The 17,240-nt window shown below is 61.4% G+C and carries 13 protein-coding genes; 4 read left to right on the top strand and 9 right to left on the bottom strand.

Features of this window, described 5'->3' with window-relative positions:
* The first annotated feature begins 93 nt into the window (after positions 1–93).
* Positions 94–2,448 carry a TonB-dependent receptor gene (locus AC1RRJ_RS09005; RefSeq protein WP_493121663.1) on the top strand — a complete coding sequence of 785 codons (2,355 nt, stop codon included), beginning with the start codon at positions 94–96 and terminating at the stop codon, positions 2,446–2,448.
* A 269-nt stretch (positions 2,449–2,717) separates the two neighbouring features.
* Here the strand turns inward: AC1RRJ_RS09005 and AC1RRJ_RS09000 are convergent, their stop codons facing one another.
* The 6 genes from AC1RRJ_RS09000 to AC1RRJ_RS08975 all read right to left on the bottom strand — a co-directional run bounded on the left by AC1RRJ_RS09000 (position 2,718) and on the right by AC1RRJ_RS08975 (position 10,259).
* Positions 2,718–3,308, bottom strand: a complete 591-nt coding sequence (locus AC1RRJ_RS09000) for a discoidin domain-containing protein (RefSeq protein WP_493121660.1) — start codon at positions 3,306–3,308, stop codon at positions 2,718–2,720.
* Positions 3,309–3,356: 48 nt separating this feature from the next.
* Positions 3,357–4,625, bottom strand: a complete 1,269-nt coding sequence (locus AC1RRJ_RS08995; RefSeq protein ID WP_493121657.1) for a M24 family metallopeptidase — start codon at positions 4,623–4,625, stop codon at positions 3,357–3,359.
* A gap of 27 nt (positions 4,626–4,652) precedes the next feature.
* Entirely contained in the window at positions 4,653–6,896 is a 2,244-nt protein-coding gene (locus AC1RRJ_RS08990) for a TonB-dependent receptor (protein ID WP_493121654.1), read from the bottom strand.
* Positions 6,897–6,956: 60 nt separating this feature from the next.
* Positions 6,957–7,742 (bottom strand): HalD/BesD family halogenase, encoded by a 786-nt coding sequence (locus AC1RRJ_RS08985; protein ID WP_493121651.1) that lies wholly within the window; start codon positions 7,740–7,742, stop codon positions 6,957–6,959.
* Between the two features lie 121 nt (positions 7,743–7,863).
* Positions 7,864–9,027, bottom strand: a complete 1,164-nt coding sequence (locus tag AC1RRJ_RS08980) for an MFS transporter (RefSeq protein WP_493121649.1) — start codon at positions 9,025–9,027, stop codon at positions 7,864–7,866.
* On the bottom strand, positions 9,024–10,259 hold the full coding sequence (locus tag AC1RRJ_RS08975; protein WP_493121647.1) for a metal-dependent hydrolase family protein: 1,236 nt from the start codon (positions 10,257–10,259) through the stop codon (positions 9,024–9,026). The genes AC1RRJ_RS08980 and AC1RRJ_RS08975 overlap by 4 nt, the downstream gene beginning before the upstream one ends.
* A 106-nt stretch (positions 10,260–10,365) precedes the next feature.
* Between AC1RRJ_RS08975 and AC1RRJ_RS08970 the strand changes: the two genes are divergently transcribed.
* Positions 10,366–11,292, top strand: coding sequence for a LysR substrate-binding domain-containing protein (locus AC1RRJ_RS08970; protein ID WP_493121644.1), 927 nt, complete (start codon positions 10,366–10,368; stop codon positions 11,290–11,292).
* Here AC1RRJ_RS08970 and AC1RRJ_RS08965 read toward each other — a convergent pair.
* Positions 11,282–12,190: an alpha/beta fold hydrolase gene (locus AC1RRJ_RS08965; RefSeq protein ID WP_493121640.1), complete on the bottom strand. Its 909-nt coding sequence runs from the start codon at positions 12,188–12,190 to the stop codon at positions 11,282–11,284. The genes AC1RRJ_RS08970 and AC1RRJ_RS08965 overlap by 11 nt on opposite strands.
* 347 nt (positions 12,191–12,537) lie before the next feature.
* Positions 12,538–13,398: a hypothetical protein gene (locus AC1RRJ_RS08960; protein ID WP_493121636.1), complete on the bottom strand. Its 861-nt coding sequence runs from the start codon at positions 13,396–13,398 to the stop codon at positions 12,538–12,540.
* Positions 13,399–13,456: 58 nt separating this feature from the next.
* Between AC1RRJ_RS08960 and AC1RRJ_RS08955 the strand changes: the two genes are divergently transcribed.
* Positions 13,457–13,861, top strand: coding sequence for a hypothetical protein (locus AC1RRJ_RS08955; RefSeq protein ID WP_493121634.1), 405 nt, complete (start codon positions 13,457–13,459; stop codon positions 13,859–13,861).
* A 226-nt stretch (positions 13,862–14,087) separates the two neighbouring features.
* Here the strand turns inward: AC1RRJ_RS08955 and AC1RRJ_RS08950 are convergent, their stop codons facing one another.
* On the bottom strand, positions 14,088–16,121 hold the full coding sequence (locus AC1RRJ_RS08950; protein ID WP_493121631.1) for a sensor histidine kinase: 2,034 nt from the start codon (positions 16,119–16,121) through the stop codon (positions 14,088–14,090).
* 52 nt (positions 16,122–16,173) lie between these two features.
* On the opposite strand from AC1RRJ_RS08950, the gene AC1RRJ_RS08945 reads away from it, so the two are divergent.
* Positions 16,174–16,887 carry a response regulator transcription factor gene (locus AC1RRJ_RS08945; protein ID WP_493121628.1) on the top strand — a complete coding sequence of 238 codons (714 nt, stop codon included), beginning with the start codon at positions 16,174–16,176 and terminating at the stop codon, positions 16,885–16,887.
* The last annotated feature ends 353 nt before the right edge of the window (positions 16,888–17,240 follow it).

Raw genomic sequence — 17,240 nt, 5'->3', positions numbered from 1 at the left:
CCGCCCCACGGCGGCGCGAGCCAGGCGCGCGTCCGGTTCATTTAGATAAAGAGAGAGGGTTCAGGACATATGAGGAATATCTTCAACAACGGCATGACCGCAATGGCCACGCTGATCCTGCTGGCCGCGATCGCCGCTCCGGCGCAGGCGCAGGACGCCGCGACGGCACCGGACGAAACCGCCGCAGGTGCCGGCGATATCGTCGTGACGGCACAGAAGCGCGCCGAAAATGTGCAGGATGTCCCGGTTTCCATCGCCGCCTTCAGCGGAGAAAGCCTGCAGTCGGCGAATGTGATGTCGATTCAGGATCTGGGGCAGGTTGCCACGAGCTTCTCGACGACGAAAGGCGCGGTGTCATCGGCGCTCCGCGTCAGCATTCGCGGCATCGGGGCCTTTGGCAACACTGCCACGGAACCGAGCGTCGCGATGTTCCTCGACGGGATCTATGTGCCGCGCGCGGGCGCGATTGTCAGCAGCTTCATGGATATCGAAGGCGTCGAAGTGTTGCGCGGGCCGCAGGGCACGCTGTTCGGGCGCAACGCCAGCGTCGGCGCGCTTGCGCTGCACACGGCCGCCCCCAAAAACAGCTTCTCCGCGCGGATCACCGGCGAGGTTGGAAGCTATGACCGTTACAAGCTGGATGGCTATATCAACGTCCCCGTCGGCGAAAATCTCGCCTTCCGGGTGGCGGGGCAGGGCCAGTGGTTCGACGGCATGTGGAAGAACCGGTTCGACGGAAAAACCTATGGGGCGCAGGATGACTATTCCTTTCGCACCAGCATGAAGGCCGACATTGGCGCGATCGAGTGGATCGTGCGTGCCGACTACACGAAGATCAAGGGCGACGGCATCGTCAATTTCGATTTCGATCCGGCCTCGGTCTCGCCGGCTCAACTTGCTGCGCTGCAGGTGCGCCTCGGTGGACAATTGCCCGACACCAACATGTCCGACCGGGTCATGAACCATCGTGCCACCGGCGGCCTGAAGGATCGTCAGTTCGGCTTTTCGAGCCAGTTGTCGATGGACGCAGCCGGCGGGACGGTGCGGCTCATCAACAGCTATCGCGACTGGAAGAGCCGCCAGATGGACGGCGATATCGCCTTCCTGCCGCTGCCGATCGGATCACGGGCCAGCGCTTTCCGGTCCCAAAGCGAGAATCACGAGCTGCAATATATCTCGCCATCCGACGAATGGCTTGGCGGCCGGCTCGATATGGTGGCCGGACTCTATTATTATAATGAAGATTATCGGATCGGCGAAGACCTCAACCTGGCGTCGCAATATTGCAATGCGCTGGTCCCGGCGGGTGCCTCGCGCACCGTGTGCAATAGCTATCTGAGCGCCACCGGCGGGTTGCGCGCAACCGAACAGGACGTGTTCCAGAACTCGCGCAGCTTCGCGGCCTATGGCCAGTTCAACTTCAAGCTCGCCGACGCGCTGACCCTTGTCCTCGGCGGGCGCTGGACCAGCGACAGGAAGAAGGGCCGCTATGATCAAATCGTCAACACGCCATTCGCGCTCGCTCTGCGCGCCGCCGAAGTGCTGGAACTGCCGGATATCAAGGATGATCGCTTCACCTATCGCATTGGCCTGAACTACAAACCGAGCGAGGATGTGATGCTGTTCGGCAGCTATTCGACCGGTTACAAATCGGGCGGCTATAACAGCGGCGGCGGTACGCCGTCGCTGACGAGCTTCGCGCCCGACGGTTCGGTGCTTTCGACCAAGCGTCTGTTCGGCGCGGAAACGGTCAAAAATTATGAGCTGGGGGTTAAATCGAGCTGGCTCGACCGGGCGCTCACCGCAAACCTCTCGCTCTACCGGATGGACATCGACGGCTATCAGGACCGCAGCTATGACGGCACCAGCTTCGTCGTGCAAAATGCCGGGTCGCTGCGCCATCAGGGTTTCGAGTTCGATACGGTGATCCGGCCGACCCGCAACTTCTCGGTCAATGCCTCGCTCGCCTATCTCGACAGCGAGTTCACCAGCTTTCCCGGCGGCACGGGTTTGCCGGGGCTGCCGCCCGGAACCGTGCAGGATCTGACCGGCACGCGCGCCAACTTCACCCCCGCATGGACCGGGGCTTTCGGTGTCAGCGTCAACGGCGATGTCGGTCGCACCGGCATGACCTGGGATTTCAACACCAATGCTTCGCTGACGTCGGACTATCGGGGCAGCGCGGTTACCGACAACAATCCGCAGACGATCGAGGACGGCTATGTCCTGCTGGGCGCGCGTTTCACGATCAACGGGCGCGATGATCGCTGGTCGGTCTCGGTGTTCGGCAGCAACCTGACGAACGAGGTTTATTCGCCCGGCAGCTTCAATCAGACGCTGGGCGGGGCGCTCGGTCTCAACAACGGCATATTCGCGGGCAGCACCGCGATCCGCAAGCTGCGCGGCGATCCCCGCACGATCGGTGCGTCGGCAACGGTCCGCTTCTGATCGACCGCTTCCGGTCCCGCGCAGCGTCGCTTTGCTGAAACGCGGGCCCGTCGTGGAAGACACTGCAACACCCGCGCATGCTGGCAAACCAGGTTCGGAGGTGAGGATATTGGCGCGATCGCTAGCGACCAACTGCTGCGTTACGCTAGCTCACCCGCGTCTGTTTTTCGGAGCATCTCGTCGCAAGCGGTCTGACGGCAAACGGCCATTCGCAGTCGCGTGTCTACTCTCGTTGCAGCCTTCTTCATGAGTCCTGGCAGGCGCCGCCGCTAAACTGAACAGACCGCAGGCATCCCGCGGCGGCGGTTCACTTTCCCGCTTCGAACCATTGCTGCCATCGTCGTACCGCCAGACAGGATTTCTATCGAGGCAAGCCCGGGCAGCAACATCGGGCTCCTCATGGGAGCTTCGGCGCTCGCGGCTAGCCGGACGTAGCGGGCATTTACGGCTTCCTGCGGGAAGCGGGCGAGAAAATTCGTCGGGTCGCCAGCATGCTCCGCATGCCAAATGACGAGCGGAGTCCTTTGTTCGAAAGCTGGATCGTCCGAACAGTCGATGCAGAAACGGACCGGCGATCGGAGCCCAGACGCCATGCCGGCTTCTGCCGGGCGCAATCGGATCGCGTCGATCGGTCTGGCGGAGCCCAGATCGACCTGGATCCAGATATGGCCGTCGCGCGTCGCCCCATCGCCCGGTGAAAGGCGATAATAGCGCGACATCGAAGCGACAATTGGTCGTACGATCGGCTCTATAAGTGGCTCGCGCGCGTGCGTCGACCTCAATGGCAGCAAGGGCGCGGCAATAAGGCCGAGTCCGCCGATCGCAGATCGCGAGATGAATTGTCGTCGGTTCGTCTGCATTCCTCGGTTCCCGAAAGAAAGATCTGCATTTTCCGGTCGACGCCAGGTTCAAATGTAGAAGGGTGTATTCGTTATCTGTTCGTAGCCGTCCTTGGTGACCAGAACATGATCCTCGAGACCGCTCATGCCCACGCCGTCCTGTTTCATAAAGGCTTCGACGGCGATCAGCATCCCGGGTTCATAGGGTTCGTCGATTTTTTCATATTCCTTGAACATGATTTCATTCGCCGATGTGCCTTGCTTTTCCTTGACGTCCTCCAACTCGCCGGGATCGCCTGCCGGAATGATGTGCGGTCCGTAGAAGGTGCCCATCTGGTGGCCGAAAATCCCCAGATTCAGGTCGATCCCGTCCCCGGCATAGCGCTGGGCCGTTTTTTCGCCGATTATTCCTAGCTGTCGGGGGGTGACGCCGGGGCGGATCGCCCCGATGATCGCCTTGCACACCTCGGTGGCGCCCTCCAATATATGCCGCTGCTCTTTCGTCGGGCGGCTTCCGCAAACGGCGGTACGGCCAGGGTCGAGCCAATAGCCCTGGAAGATCGGCCCCTGAATCCATCCGCGTACCATGTCGCCCTTTTTCGGCGCGCTGGTGTCATAGCCGTACAGCATGTCGCCGAGGAGGAAGCGTTCGGCATGCGCGCCGTGATGCATGTCGATGCGCGAGAAGCCACCGCCGCGCCGCATGATTTCCATAGCCGTGCGCGCTGCGGCCTCGGCTGATGTCTCGCCGGCGATCATCGCATCCATCCCGGCCGCGAGCGCATGGGTGGTGATTTCGCCTGCGGTCCGAAATGCCTCCTGCTCGCGCTTTGACTTCACCCGCTGGGGCTCGAGCAAGAACCATTCGTCGGTCACCCATTCGATCTGCGGAGTCAGGCTGCGCAGGCGCCGGTCGTACAGCCCCGGCAGCACGTCGTCGCCGACCACGGCAACGCGTCCCTCGATGCCGTGCTTGCGGAAATATTCGGGAAGCCCCGTGATCAGGCTGGGCTCGTGGATGATCAACTCGCCGCAAACGACCTTGGCATATTCGGTTTCTTGCGGCGGCTGCGCGCTGTGCAGTTCGGGCGCGCGGCCGTCGCGGAACAGCACCGCCGAAAAGGTCCAGGCGCCCATCTGGACGTCGTCCGCCCAATCCTGGCCCGTGCCGTTATTGGCGAAATTGGTGAGCCAGAGACCGTTGCCGAGCCGGTCGTAAGAGCCCGCTCCGCGCGACCAGACGAGAAGATGGTCATAGCCCTTGGCCCGCATGGCGTCCCATACGCGTTTCCAGCGCGCTTCATACTCTTCCCGCGGGAAATAATTGCTGCTGGTCATGCTTGGCCTCCTAGCAAAATTGGCCGGTCAGCCCTTGACCCGCACGCTGAGCCCGATGGTGCGCGGCGCCGCGTAGGTGACATTCTCATACGCCCCTACGATCGTGCTTACCGCGCCCGATCCGACCGCGAGGATGCCCCGCTTGTTGAACGCGTTGCGGACGAACAGGCTGACATCGACTTTACCGCTCTCGCCCCCGATGTCGAAGTTTGCCATATCATAGGCTGGCCGGAAGCGCCCCGAACTGACTACGCCATCGATGGCAAAGGGCGTCCTGCCGACATGCTGCCAGCTTCCGCGCGCATAGAGCTCCCACGCGTCGCTCATCGGATAGCGTAGTTCCGACGACAGCGCGAATTTCCAGCGCGGCGTTTCGGGCGTGCGATCGCCCTCGGCATAGCCGGCGGCGGCACCGAATATGTCAGGGACATCGGTAAAGCGGGCGTCGGCATAGCTCAATTGCCCGCTGACCGTCACATGGCGCGCCGGACGCAGGCTGACCTCCAGCTCGGCGCCGTCGATGCGCGCGTCGCCCGCGTTGGCGAAGAAAGTGGACCCGCAGGGGTCGGGGATGGCGAGCTGGACGCCCTTTTGTTCGATGCGATAGGCGGCGCCGTTGACGGTCAGCACCCGGTCCGATGTTTCGACTTTTGCGCCGACTTCATAATTCCACACCGAATCGGGGCTGAAGATCGCGCCGACCGATTCCGCGAGCGAGCAGCCGAGGGCAGGGGGAACCGCCGCATTGGCCCCGCCCGCGCGGAAGCCGCGCGAGACGGTCGCATAAAGGGTGGTGTTGCTATTGGGGCGGAAATTGACCGTGACGCGCGGGCTGGCGCTCGTCTTTTTCGCGGTAACCCGCGGCGTATCCGCGCCGCACAGGATGCCGGGAACGACTTCGGTGCAGCTGGCCTCGAGCGTATTCTTGAGCTTGTAGACACGCAGCCCCGCAATCAGCTCGACGGTTTCGCTGACGTCGAAATTGACTTCGGCAAATCCGGCGAACTGTTGGTCCGACGTCTTCTGGATATAGTCATAGGAGACTGGACCGACCGGTCCCGGTGCGGGGCCAAAGGTGGCATCGAGCAGGTCGGTAAACGCCTGGCCAACGAAAATCTGCCCCAATTGCTGGTCGGTATGGCTGAAATAGACACCCGCGATCCAGTTGAACGGGCCGTCGTTCGACGAGGTTAGCCGCAATTCCTGGACATAGGTGTCGGCCTTGGCCGGGGTCAGGCTGGCGAAGGGCGCGAACGCGCCGAGAATATTATAGCCAAGCGCGGTATAGTCGAGCGTCGCATCGGACTTCTTGTGGAGATAGGAGCTCGACGAGACGAGTTCGACATTGCCGAAGCTCTTTTCGAGCGTCAGGTTCGCGACCAGCAGGTCGGTGCGCGACGGCTCGGGCCCGATCGCGCTCGCCCGGCCGAACCCGGGAAGATTACTCTGCGTCGCGATTGGATTGTCGGCATCGATGCGCTGGAAGAACAGGCTCGGCGTGATGGTGAAGTCATCGCCCGCCTCGAGCCGGAGCGCGCCGCGCAGGCTGAAGATCGTCGCGTCATTGGCGTTTTTTTCGGCGATATCATCGTCCGATTGCGGCGACGTCAGCCCGGCGAGCGTGGCGTCGTAGCGCTCGATATAGCCTGCGATCTTCTCATAGGTGCCGGTCAGGCGCAGCGCGGCGTTGGGCGAGATCGGCAGGTTGATGGCGGCTTTCGCGCCATAGCCTTCGCCGCCGCCCTTGACGCTATTGACGAAGGCTTCGCCATGCGCGTCGAACCCCGAGCTGTCGGGCTGGTTGGTGATATAGCGGATGGTGCCGCCGGTCGAACTCGATCCGAATAGCGTACCCTGCGGCCCGCGCAGCACCTCGACGCGCTGCATGTCGAACAGATCGATGTTGGGCGTGCCGCTATAGGCATCGGTCCGAAAATCGAACGGCGTGTCGTTGATATAGACCGCGACCGACGGCGCGAGCCCGAGGTCGGTCGTGAGCCCGCGAAGCCCGACGTTGGATTCGCCGGGACCGACCGGCGTGAAGGTCAGGCTGGGCGTGTTGCGGACGAGGCTTTCGGTATCGCGGATCGCCAAGCGTTGCAGCGCTTCGCTGCCAAAGGCGGTCACCGCCTGCGGCACGTCCTGCAGCCGGCTTTCCCGCCGCTGTGCGGTGACGACGATATCACCGCCCGATGCGTTTTCGGTGCTGGCCTCGCTCTGCGCATGGGCCTGCGGGGCGAAGACGCAGCCCGAAAGCAAGGAAATCATCATGGTCCGCTTCAACATATCAATCCCTCTCGAATTTTTTGTTCTGGTGTCGATCTGCCGCTTTTACGGCGCCGTGAGTATTTCGGTGCGGCCGAGCCCGTTCTGCTTGACCGAGTCGGCGTAAATGAAGCCGGGTTCGCGGTGGTAGCTGAGCAGCGCGATGATCCGCTGCGTGCCCCCGGCCACCTCGGTCACCCGGTGCAGCGCCCGGCGTCCGCGGAAGAGAAGCAGGGTGCCGGCCCCGACCTTCTGGAGGCGGGTTCGGGGCGACGCGCCGTCGAGAATGGCGTGGATATCCTCGGGCGGCGCATCGTCGACGCCGGGTGCATATTCGAACGCGCCGCCGGTCTCGGCCTCTTGGAGCAACAGCGAGACGACGAAGTCATTGTCGTCGAAATGCCAACCCTGCTGATCGCCCACGCCCATATAGGTGAGATTGATGTTGATCAGCGGATCGGCGATCGTGTGGAGGCTATCGATGTCCAGCGCGTCGCGGACGAGCGACATTAGCTCCTCCGATTCATAGAAACGGCGCAGCGCGCCGGTGGAATCGAGAAGGTCGGAGCCCAATATCCACATCGAATAGGGCGAGGTGCGGCTGCGGAGCTCCTCGTCGGCGATGGCCGCGATCGGCCCTTGCGGGTTGAAGCCGAGCTGCTGATCGCGGCGATAGGCGAGCGGGAATTTCGCCGCAGCCTCGGCCACCATTTCGGCCAGCGCGTCGGGCGCGATGAAATCGGGAAAGGCGGCCGCGCCGTCCTCTCCAAGCTGGCTGGCGGCCCTGCCAACAATCGCGGCTCTGCGATCGGGATCGGACAGGGGATATAGCGTGGCGTTGACGATCGACATGAAGGCTCCTGACAAAGGCGGTCGGAAGAAATCCGCTCCATGAGATAATCGCATGCATGATGCAGCCCGCCAGCAGAGTATTTCTGTGTTAGCATCTCGAAATGTGATGGAAGTGAATGTTTCAATCCGCCGAGGGTAGGCGCAGGCTGATCGTTCCGGCGACGGCGAAGACCACGCACAGCAGGCAAAAGGCGCTGACGGCGCCCAGCGACAGATTCTGGAGCAGCAGGCCGCCGATCGCTGGCCCGAGCGCGAGGCCGCCGCCGGTCACCGCCGGCGTCAGCGCGATCAGCCGTCCGCCGCGGTCGACCGATGCCAGCAGGCCGAACTGAAAGGCATATTGAAACGGCCAGGCAAAGGCGAACAGGCTCACCGAAAGGATGAAGGGCATCGTACCGGGCAGGAAGGCGAGCCCCCCCACGCCGGCGACGAGAAGGCAGAGCCCGGACAACAGGCCGATGGTCCGCGGCAGGCGACCCGCCACCACGCTCGCGACAAGTGAACCCGCGAGGCCGCCGAAGGCTGAAACCGAAAGCGCGAAGGCGACCGTTCCGGGCGAGAGGCCCTTGCCAACGCCGATGCGCTCGAGAAACGGCCATAGCGAGGCCATGCCGATGAAATAGAGGAGGATGCACGCCAGCGCGCCGATGACGAGCGGGTTGGCGGACAGGCGGCCCAAGCGCGGCCCCGCCGGCGCAGGCTGCGCTCTGCCGATGACGGGGGCAAGCCAGAGGCCGGGAAGGGCTATCGCGGACAGGATCAGGAAAAGCCATGGCCATCCCAGGCTGGCTGCGATCCAGCCAAAGCTGCCCATGCCGACCATTCCGACCACCGACTGGCCCGCGAAATAAATACTGATGCTGCGCTCGGGACGTGCCGACCGGCCCATCGCCGCATAACAGATTCCGCCGACGATGCCTTCACCCAGCCCGGAGAGGAAGCGCGTCGCGGCGACATAGCCATAATGGCCGTCGAGCATGGTCAGCAAATTACCGGCGATCATCACCGCAAGCGCGGCGCGAATGACCGCGGCCCAGCCGAAACGTGCGGTAATCAGAGGACATAGCAGGCTGCCGATGAGGATGCCGCCCATGTTCAGCGCGGCAATCGTTCCCGCCCCCGCGACGCCATAGCCAAAACGATCGGCGAACACGCCGACCATGACGGGCAGGACCGCCGGCAGCGTTGCCGCCGCGACGCCCAGATAGATCGCGGCCCATGTCGAGGCGGGCGGCGTCGAAGCGAAGGACGTCGGCGAAGCGGCGGGCGCTAGGTGCGCCGTCATGCCGACCGGGGCTCGCGCTTGTGAAACTGTCCCGCCTTCATAATCGCGCGCAGGCGCCGGCCGTCTTCGGCGAGCAGCGCAATATCTTCGAGCGGGTCGCCGTCGACGACGAGCAAGTCGGCGGTGGCTCCGGGGACGATGCGGCCAAGGTCGGGCCGCCCCAATATGTCGGCGCCCGTGACGGTTGCAGATCGCAAGATCGCGGCGGCGGGTTGGATCTCGCGTCGATAGAGAAACTCGCGCGCCTGCATGTCGAACACATCGCCGGGCAAATCGGTGCCGAAACCCAGGGGGACGCCCGCGCGCCACGCCGTCTCGAACCCCTGCATCGCGAGGTGGGCGATCTCCTTTGCCTTCGCCGCCGCCGCCGCGGGCAGGCCGAGCGCATCGCCGCGTTTGCTGAGCGCCATCACGACCGACAGCGTGGGCACGGCAAAGCCGCCGGCATCGCGCAGCGCGTCGGCGGCTTCGGATGAAATCAGCGTCGCATGCTCGACCGTCCGCACGCCCAGTTGCGCGGCGCGCATCACCGCCTCGGCCGTGTGGGCATGCGCCGCGACATAGCGGCGCCATCGTGCCGCCTCCTCGACCGCGGCCTGTACTTCGTCATCGGTGAACTGCTGCATCCAGATGGGATCGGTGGGCGAAAGCACACCGCCCGACAACATGATCTTGATACAGTGCGCGCCCATGCGCAATTCCTCGCGCGCGGCGCGGCGCACGTCGTCGGCGCCGTCGACGATATGCGCGATCATGTTCATTCGGCTGCATCCGCACGGCTCGACATCCTCATGGGCGGGGCGCATGTCGCCATGCCCGCCGGTCATCGAAAGGGTGCGGCCGGCATAGAAGAAGCGCGGTCCGGGGATCAGACCATCTTCGATCGCCTGCGCTAGGCCATGGTCGCCGCCGCCGACATCGCGCAGGCTGGTAAATCCGCAATCGAGCGCGTGCCGCAGCATCCGCGCGGCATGGGCCGAGGAATAGGTGGAGGGATGATCGAGAAGCTGGGCCGCGTTGGCGCTGGAAAGCCTGGCATGGATATGAACGTCGATCAGGCCCGGGATCAGGGCGCCGCCGCGCACGTCGACGATCTCGGCATTGGCGGCGCGCGCCGGACCGGTATCGACCGCCGCGATCCGGCCGTTTTCGACGACCACATGGCAATCCTCGCGATAACCGTCCGCCGTCTCGTTCAGCACGCGGGCATTTTCAAATATGATTATCGTCAACTTGTCCCCCATCGGTCTTGCCTGAAGGGGACAGCCTAGGCGTGGCGGGGCTGACCCGTAACAAGAGAAATGTGGACACTCGATGCCTTTTCGATATGCAAGGGCGATGAGAAGCCTGCGCCAGTCCCTGCCACCGCTCAACGCGCTCGCGGTATTTGAAGCGGCGGCGCGGCATCGCAGCTTCACGCGCGCGGCCGCCGAACTCAATATCGCGCAGTCGGCGGTCAGCCGTCACGTATCGAACCTCGAAGCGGACCTGGGGGTCACGCTCTTCATGCGGAGCGGCAACCGGCTTGCGCTCACCGGGGCAGGGGAAACGCTGGCCGACGCGATCCTGTCCGGGCTTGGCCGCATTCGTGACAGCGTCGATGCCATTCGCCGTCGGCGCGGCGAAGCCGACAGCTTCACCATCGCCTGCACCTATGCGATGGCGCATGACTGGTTGATGCCGCGGTTCGGGATGCTGCGCGCGGTGCTACCCAAGGCGCAGCTCCGCTTGATCACATCCGACACCTATCAAAGCTTCGATGCGGACGAAGTGGATTTGTCGATCCGCTATGGCGAGCCATCCGACTGGCCGGGGCTCAGGCACCGCAAACTTCTGGAAGAGGAAGTTTTCCCCGTTTGCGCGCCGGCGATGCTGGCGCAGTTTCCGGGGCTGGCCGAGGATAGTCCAGAGGCGTGGGAGCAAGCGCCCTTGCTGCATTTTGCGCCCGATGCCCAGGGCCGCGTCGACTGGCTCGACTGGTTCGGCGATCTCGGCATCGCGCCGTCGCCGCACGGCCCGATGTTCAGCGCCTATACGCCGATGCTGCAGGAAGCGCTGGCGGGACGCGGCGTCGTGCTCGGCTGGCGCGGTATCGTCGATCCCTATCTCGAAACCGGCCAGCTCGTACGCCTCGCGACCCGGTCGATGACCTCCGGGCACGCCTTCTACGTCGTCCACCGCGCCGACGCCTGCGAAGCGGTGATCGAGGCGGTGATTGAGGTGCTGGTGCATCCGCAACCGCCGGAAGCTCCGGCTATTTCCTGATGCTGCCCGAAAGGAAGCGTTCGACTTCGAGCGCGAATTTATCGGGCTCCTCGACCTGAGGCGAATGTCCGCTCCGCTCGAAATAAACTAGCCGTGCGCCCGGGATGGTCCGGCTGATCTTGTACGCGACCGTAGGTGAGACATTCGCATCGAAGCGTCCGTTGATGATGAGTGTCGGAACGTCGAGTTTGGCGAGGGCGGGATAAAGATCGAGCTTCATCGCATCGAGCATGACCTCGGTGCAGACCGTCTGCGAGAAGGTGCCAACGTCGCCGCCGCCCGCTGCCAGATTGCGCTGGTCGTAGTAGGACATCCGGTCATATGCGTCGATCGCGATGCATCCCATTTGCCCCGCCGGTGTCGTATCTGGCGGAATGGTCGCCACAATTTCCGGATATAGCTTGTCGAAAAGAAATTCATGTTCGGCGGGCTTCGGCGCGCCCGATCCTACGAGCACGAGGTGTCGGACATGCTGGGGATAGCGCACCGCATAAGCCATAGAGAGAATGCCGCCCCAGCTGTGCCCGAGCAGATCGATGCGTTCGACCTTCAGATGCCGCCGAAGCGCTTCCAAATCGCGGACCATACCGTCGACGGTCATGTCTTCGGGGCCTCTCGTCGCCGGCGATTTGCCAGTGCCACGCTGGTCGTAGAAGATGATTTGACGACGGGCGGACATTTCCTTCCAGACGGGCGCATTGACGAGATAGCTGTGATCGAAGCCGGGCCCGCCGTTTACGGCGACAAGCGGCACGTCGCCCGGTGCACCGATCGAGACGTGATAGAGCGTCTCGCCGCGTGGATCCGGCGATTCCGGTTCGTGCGCAGAAGCAATGCCCGGCGCAGCGAGGCCAAGGCAAAGCGCGAGGACGAACTGGCGAGGCTTGCGGAAGGTCATGGGCGCTGTCTCCGGAAAATTGGTCATTCCAGCGATTAGGAAGGAAGCTGATTGATGGCGACCGCAAAGATCAGATGCATCCATGACAACAGGCTATGCAATTGGCGGAGGATGTGAATTGCTACTCTGCCCACGACGTCTGCTTCCTGACATGCGAGTTCAAAAGCAGCCGGTCCGCTAGCCATCAAGAGCCGCTATTGGCCGGGAGATCTCGGGTTGTTGTCTGATCGAACCCCACCGAATGCTCAGCAGGAGTGGATCATCGGCGATCAGTTTTTCTGAAGATCTGTGATAGCGGTTTCTGGCTCCGCGCCAGATCGCCTTCGAGGGCACAAGGACCGTCGGATTTAGTTCAAAAACTGTCCGGTCGCGGCATCATATGTTCGGGAAGTCGATCCATAATCGCTGTTAAACCCAACTGTGACAACAATGAATTTCCTCTCGTCTATCGTAATGCCTGACGTGCTGTTGATCCTTATTGTCGAGATTTCCGATCGATTGCGGAACCCGATGTAGGAAAGCTGATTTTTGTCGCCGTGCATCAGCGCATCGCCCAGCGCTTGTTCGAGCGCCCTGAAATTCGTATCGGCGACGCGGAAAGTCTCTTCGGGCTTGATCGCAGCACTTGTCCCGTTCGGTCGGGAATCAACGACTGCGCCGCGCATGGTTACGTCGTCATAAGCATTTTCCCGAGCTGGATTTTCGATCGTTAGCTTCACATACCCCTTGTAGATATTCATGCGATAGATTTGCCGGTTGCTCGCAAAGGCTGTTGCACGATCATATGCCTTGCGGAGCTTCTCCTTGTCGAAATTTCCTTCGCCCCGCCCGGTGATTGTTTTCGGCAAATCCTGCACGAATGTCGTCACCGTCTCGATTCCGCCCGTCACGAGGGCGAAGGGGGCCAGGAAGCCAAGTACAAGGAAGACCAAAGTCGCGATCAAATTGGCGGTTAACCGCACCGGGGACATCCGGGCGGATAGACGCAGCTCGCCGCCGAACAACCGCGTGCCTTTGTCGGGATAGGATGTCTCGGCTTTTTGCGTCTTGCAGGCGAGGGGCGGCTCTGCGGCCTTCTGCTGCCAATCGTCGGGCGGGTCCTTGTCGATGAGCCCGTAGCCGGGGGCCTCCGGATCTTCGACGAACACGACAAAGCGTCCGGTGTAGAAATTGGGCAACTCGCCCATGGTGATGAACTGGCGGATCACCGTTTCGTAGGGGGCGCCATGTTCCGGAAACACCGTCAGTGTGAAAATGAACATATGATTGAAGTTCGAAACCGTCAGCCCCGCCTCTTCAAGCTTGCCAACACGCGCCAACACGCGCCTGTCAGGCGAAATTACGCCCTCGGCCGATTCGAGAATCCGGCTCGCGATGCCGCCCTGTGCGGACTCGAGCATGGGTTTCAGATTGCGCGATATGCTCGTCACGAACACGCCGGTGAACAGGAAGCTCGCCGCGATGAATCCGATCACCACGAACGGTATCCATGAATCGGGCGCCACGCCGTTCGCACCGGCGACGATAAAGCCGACAAATGCTCCTATCGTCATCCACAGCGCGGCCAGAAAGAGGAAGCGGCGCGGGTTGAATCGGGCCTTCGGCGGGGTTGATGAGGGGGCGCTTTGCATCGACATGGATATTGTCCGTCGTCAGAATGTTCTGGCATAGTTCGCGGCGTAAATTAGCGGAGCGCGAGCCTCGTCTTGGGGTTGATATTATGAGGAAAACTGGCGGTGCCGCAAGCGCCGGTGTCGATGCTCTGCGTCCAGGCAGCACCGGGCCCGCCGAGCAGCGTGCCGTCACATATGATGAGTCGTATGATCCACCGCCGGTCGGTGAGCAACCAATGCTCCGTTGCCCGCTCGTTGACCGCGATGCTGGCGTTTGTCCCTTTTTAACACGACCCCAGAAGTAGAGCTTCGGTGGGCAACGAGAGGCGGAATGTCGAGCCGGTGATGTCGCTCGCAGCCAATACGAGATCGCCGCCATTCTGCCGGGATATCTCTCGTGAGATGTAGAGGCCCAGGCCGGATCCATTCGCGCTTTGGCCGGCAGCGCGATAGTATTTCATGAAAATCAGTTCATGATCGCTGGGCGCAACACCCGTACCCTGGTCCGTTACGTCCAAAAATACCGCATATTGGTTGGACGAAATCTCTACGGTGATGGGGGCTGTTGCGGCCGAGTATTTCAGAGCGTTCTGGATCAGGTTTTGTACCACAATCTCCAGCAAAATGCGGTCGCCTTTTACCATTACTCTGTCGCCGTGAATGAAGCTGACGCGCTTGGCCGCATCCTCATCGAGTCCCGCTTTGGTCGTATGCAATGTCTCATTCAGATCGAATGCCTCTGCTTTTTCGAATGGCGCTTGTCCGGCATTGAGCCGGTCGCCGGCGAGCACATTTTCGATCAGCATCGACATTCTTTTAACGGTGCGGCCAATCTTGGCGATGCGCGACTTGATACTCTCGGGGCCGTCAACCGCAGCAGACAGGAGATTTTCCGCGGCCGCCGCGATCACGGCCAACGGGCCCCGGAACTCGTGCGACACTACAGCCACAAAGTTCCGTTGCTGCGCCAAAGCGTCGTTGACGGAGTCGAGTGATTGTCTGAGCTTTTTCTCGAGCAGGCGACGTCGATCCATCTCGGCCTTGAGCAAGGCGTTTCGTTCCACCAGTTCTGCGGTTCTCTCGCGTACCTTGACCGTCAGATCGCGTTCGGCGGCCCGGGAGACAGCGATCGCGCGGTCCTTTTCCTCGCTCAGGCTGCGCTCCGCGAGCTGGGCACGTTGAGCGACCGCAGCGCTCAGCAACACCAGATGAGTCAAGGTCCCTGCGGCCAGCAACCGGGCCAGCGAACTGTCGATCGCAAACAGAGGAGAACCGGTATACTGGCTTTGCATCACAAAAAGGGTGAAGATCATAACCGAAAAGGCCAGCGCTCCCAACATGTGCTGATATTGTCGCTGCAGAATGATCAAATAGAATACATATGCGCCGATGAAGAGATGGGACAGTTGCTGCAAGCGCGATACGAAAAACCCGACGTCGCCGTAACGACCCGCGATCGCGAATATGAGGGCGATGCCGTTGAGAAACACAATGCCCTGGATGGTGCGCCAACCCCAAATCCAGTGGTGACGGAAATCGAACAACCGTCCCATGAAATACACCAGGATGATGCTGTACAGACAAACTATCACGCCCCAACTGTAATTTATTTGCGTCGGGCTCAATATCTGCAATATTTCGCCGGCGTAACCCATGTGAAATGTCGATGTTAGCGCGGATTCTGCAAGAACCACAACATATAGAAGATAAAGCGATTCCCTGAGCAGGAAAGCATAGAGCAAGTTGGCGAGTATCATTGCGCCGATGGCGCCGAGCACCATGCCCATGATCCACAGGTCAGAACGCCGGTACCTTTCGTACCCGTTCTCCTGCCAGACCCTCAATGCGGTTGTTATTGAAGTGGACGACTGAAGTCTCAGGTAATATTTGGCCTCGCCCGACGACGCGTCGATTGGAAAGAGATTTGGATAAGCGAGGGCATCGTCTCTTTCTCCGAACAGGCCAATCGGAGGCGCGACTGCGAAATGCCTTGCTCCGTCAGGAACATAGAATGTGACATTTTCGATCAGGGGGCGCTCTATCTGAAGCAGCCACCGGTCAGGAACCGTCGGGACCGACAGCGAGAAACGGACCCAGATTGCGCCCTTCCGATAGCCTTGTGTGAGCATGGAAGGGATGGCCTTGAACCGGACGTCGGAGCGCCCGGAAGCAATGTCATCAATCGTGAGCGCGCCGGTCGGATCGTGAAAGACAGCGAGGTGTCCGCCAAGTGAAACCGGAGAAGCAATGCCGTCTGTCGGTTTCAATGCAATGGCCCATGACGTTTGCGGTGCAAGGCAACCGAACAGGATCGACAAGGCGATGATTAAATGAGATCGGACACTAAGAAAATGCATGGGGGACTCGTGGATGATCGCAGAGGGGGCCAAGGAAGGTGGGGCTGAAACCGCGCCCCTCGTTTATTTTGTCGATGATGATGAGGACTTCCGCGAAGAGCTGGTCCTGGGCCTGTCCACTTTGGGCTTGAACGTACAAGGATTCGCCTGCGCCGCGTCTCTCTATCGAGCCTATTCCGCAAAACCGTCGGACATCGTCGTCCTTGATATCGGCCTGGACGGAGAAGACGGCTTGTCGATAGCTGCCCATTTGCGAGCCTCTCAATCGGTTGGAATCATCATGGCAACGGCCCGCGGCTCCATCGATGACCGGATCGACGGCCTCAGGAGTGGAGCGGACGCCTACCTTGTCAAACCCATCGCCGTGCGGGAACTGGCCGCTATGGTGATAGCGCTCGATAGCCGCCTCGGCCGATCTCATGCCCCTTCGCTCCCTCCAGTTGCCGGATGGGCGCTGTTGGAAGGCGGCTGGGTGCTGACCGACGGAAGGGGGCAGCGTCTCCGCTTAACCACCGCGGAACAATGTTTGCTGGGGCGTTTGTTCGCGAGGCGTGGCGCGGCCGTCGAGCGGCGCGCGCTCGTAGAAGCGCTGGGCGAAGACATCTATGATTATAATTACGCCCATCTGGACACCATTGTGAGTCGCCTGCGTCGGCGGGCTGAAAAATCGGGCATGATGCTTCCCCTCCATGCTATTCGCGGAACAGGTTTTGCCTTTACCGATTAAGATATAGTTGGCCTCGCCCTGTTCGGACGTGGCTCTATAGCTACAGCATTCATGAGAATAAATATGAATGTTATGCGGTGATTATGGTTTGTACGTAGTAAGTGACAGAAAGTGTCAGCAAGTGACATTATGTGAATTTGCTCGTTTCCCTTCAGTGAACATATAACTGCGAAGCGACGGAACGCTTCTTGCAATCCGGAACGCTGCACTTGCAGTGTTTTCAAGGGGCGGTCAGTGAAAATCACGGTGGTCAGGAACAGCGGCGGTCCTGAAAAATTGGGGCAGAATGAGCTCGGAACTGCGGGTGGCTTCCTCCGTTCTGGTCGGAGCTTTTCATGGCTTCAGCCGGTCAG

The sequence above is a fragment of the Sphingopyxis sp. GW821-FHT12C06 genome (assembly GCF_058807415.1).
This window is presented reverse-complemented; position numbering and strand designations above follow the sequence as displayed.

What these genes read in the sequence shown, in the direction of transcription:
- AC1RRJ_RS09000 (WP_493121660.1), bottom strand. Translation starts at nt 3,308, where the DNA reads ATGCAGACGAACCGACGACAATTCATCTCGCGATCTGCGATCGGCGGA.
- AC1RRJ_RS09005 (WP_493121663.1), top strand. Translation starts at nt 94, where the DNA reads ATGACCGCAATGGCCACGCTGATCCTGCTGGCCGCGATCGCCGCTCCG.
- AC1RRJ_RS08945 (WP_493121628.1), top strand. Translation starts at nt 16,174, where the DNA reads ATGATCGCAGAGGGGGCCAAGGAAGGTGGGGCTGAAACCGCGCCCCTC.
- AC1RRJ_RS08985 (WP_493121651.1), bottom strand. Translation starts at nt 7,742, where the DNA reads ATGTCGATCGTCAACGCCACGCTATATCCCCTGTCCGATCCCGATCGC.
- AC1RRJ_RS08980 (WP_493121649.1), bottom strand. Translation starts at nt 9,027, where the DNA reads ATGACGGCGCACCTAGCGCCCGCCGCTTCGCCGACGTCCTTCGCTTCG.
- AC1RRJ_RS08965 (WP_493121640.1), bottom strand. Translation starts at nt 12,190, where the DNA reads ATGACCTTCCGCAAGCCTCGCCAGTTCGTCCTCGCGCTTTGCCTTGGC.
- AC1RRJ_RS08995 (WP_493121657.1), bottom strand. Translation starts at nt 4,625, where the DNA reads ATGACCAGCAGCAATTATTTCCCGCGGGAAGAGTATGAAGCGCGCTGG.
- AC1RRJ_RS08970 (WP_493121644.1), top strand. Translation starts at nt 10,366, where the DNA reads ATGAGAAGCCTGCGCCAGTCCCTGCCACCGCTCAACGCGCTCGCGGTA.
- AC1RRJ_RS08990 (WP_493121654.1), bottom strand. Translation starts at nt 6,896, where the DNA reads ATGATGATTTCCTTGCTTTCGGGCTGCGTCTTCGCCCCGCAGGCCCAT.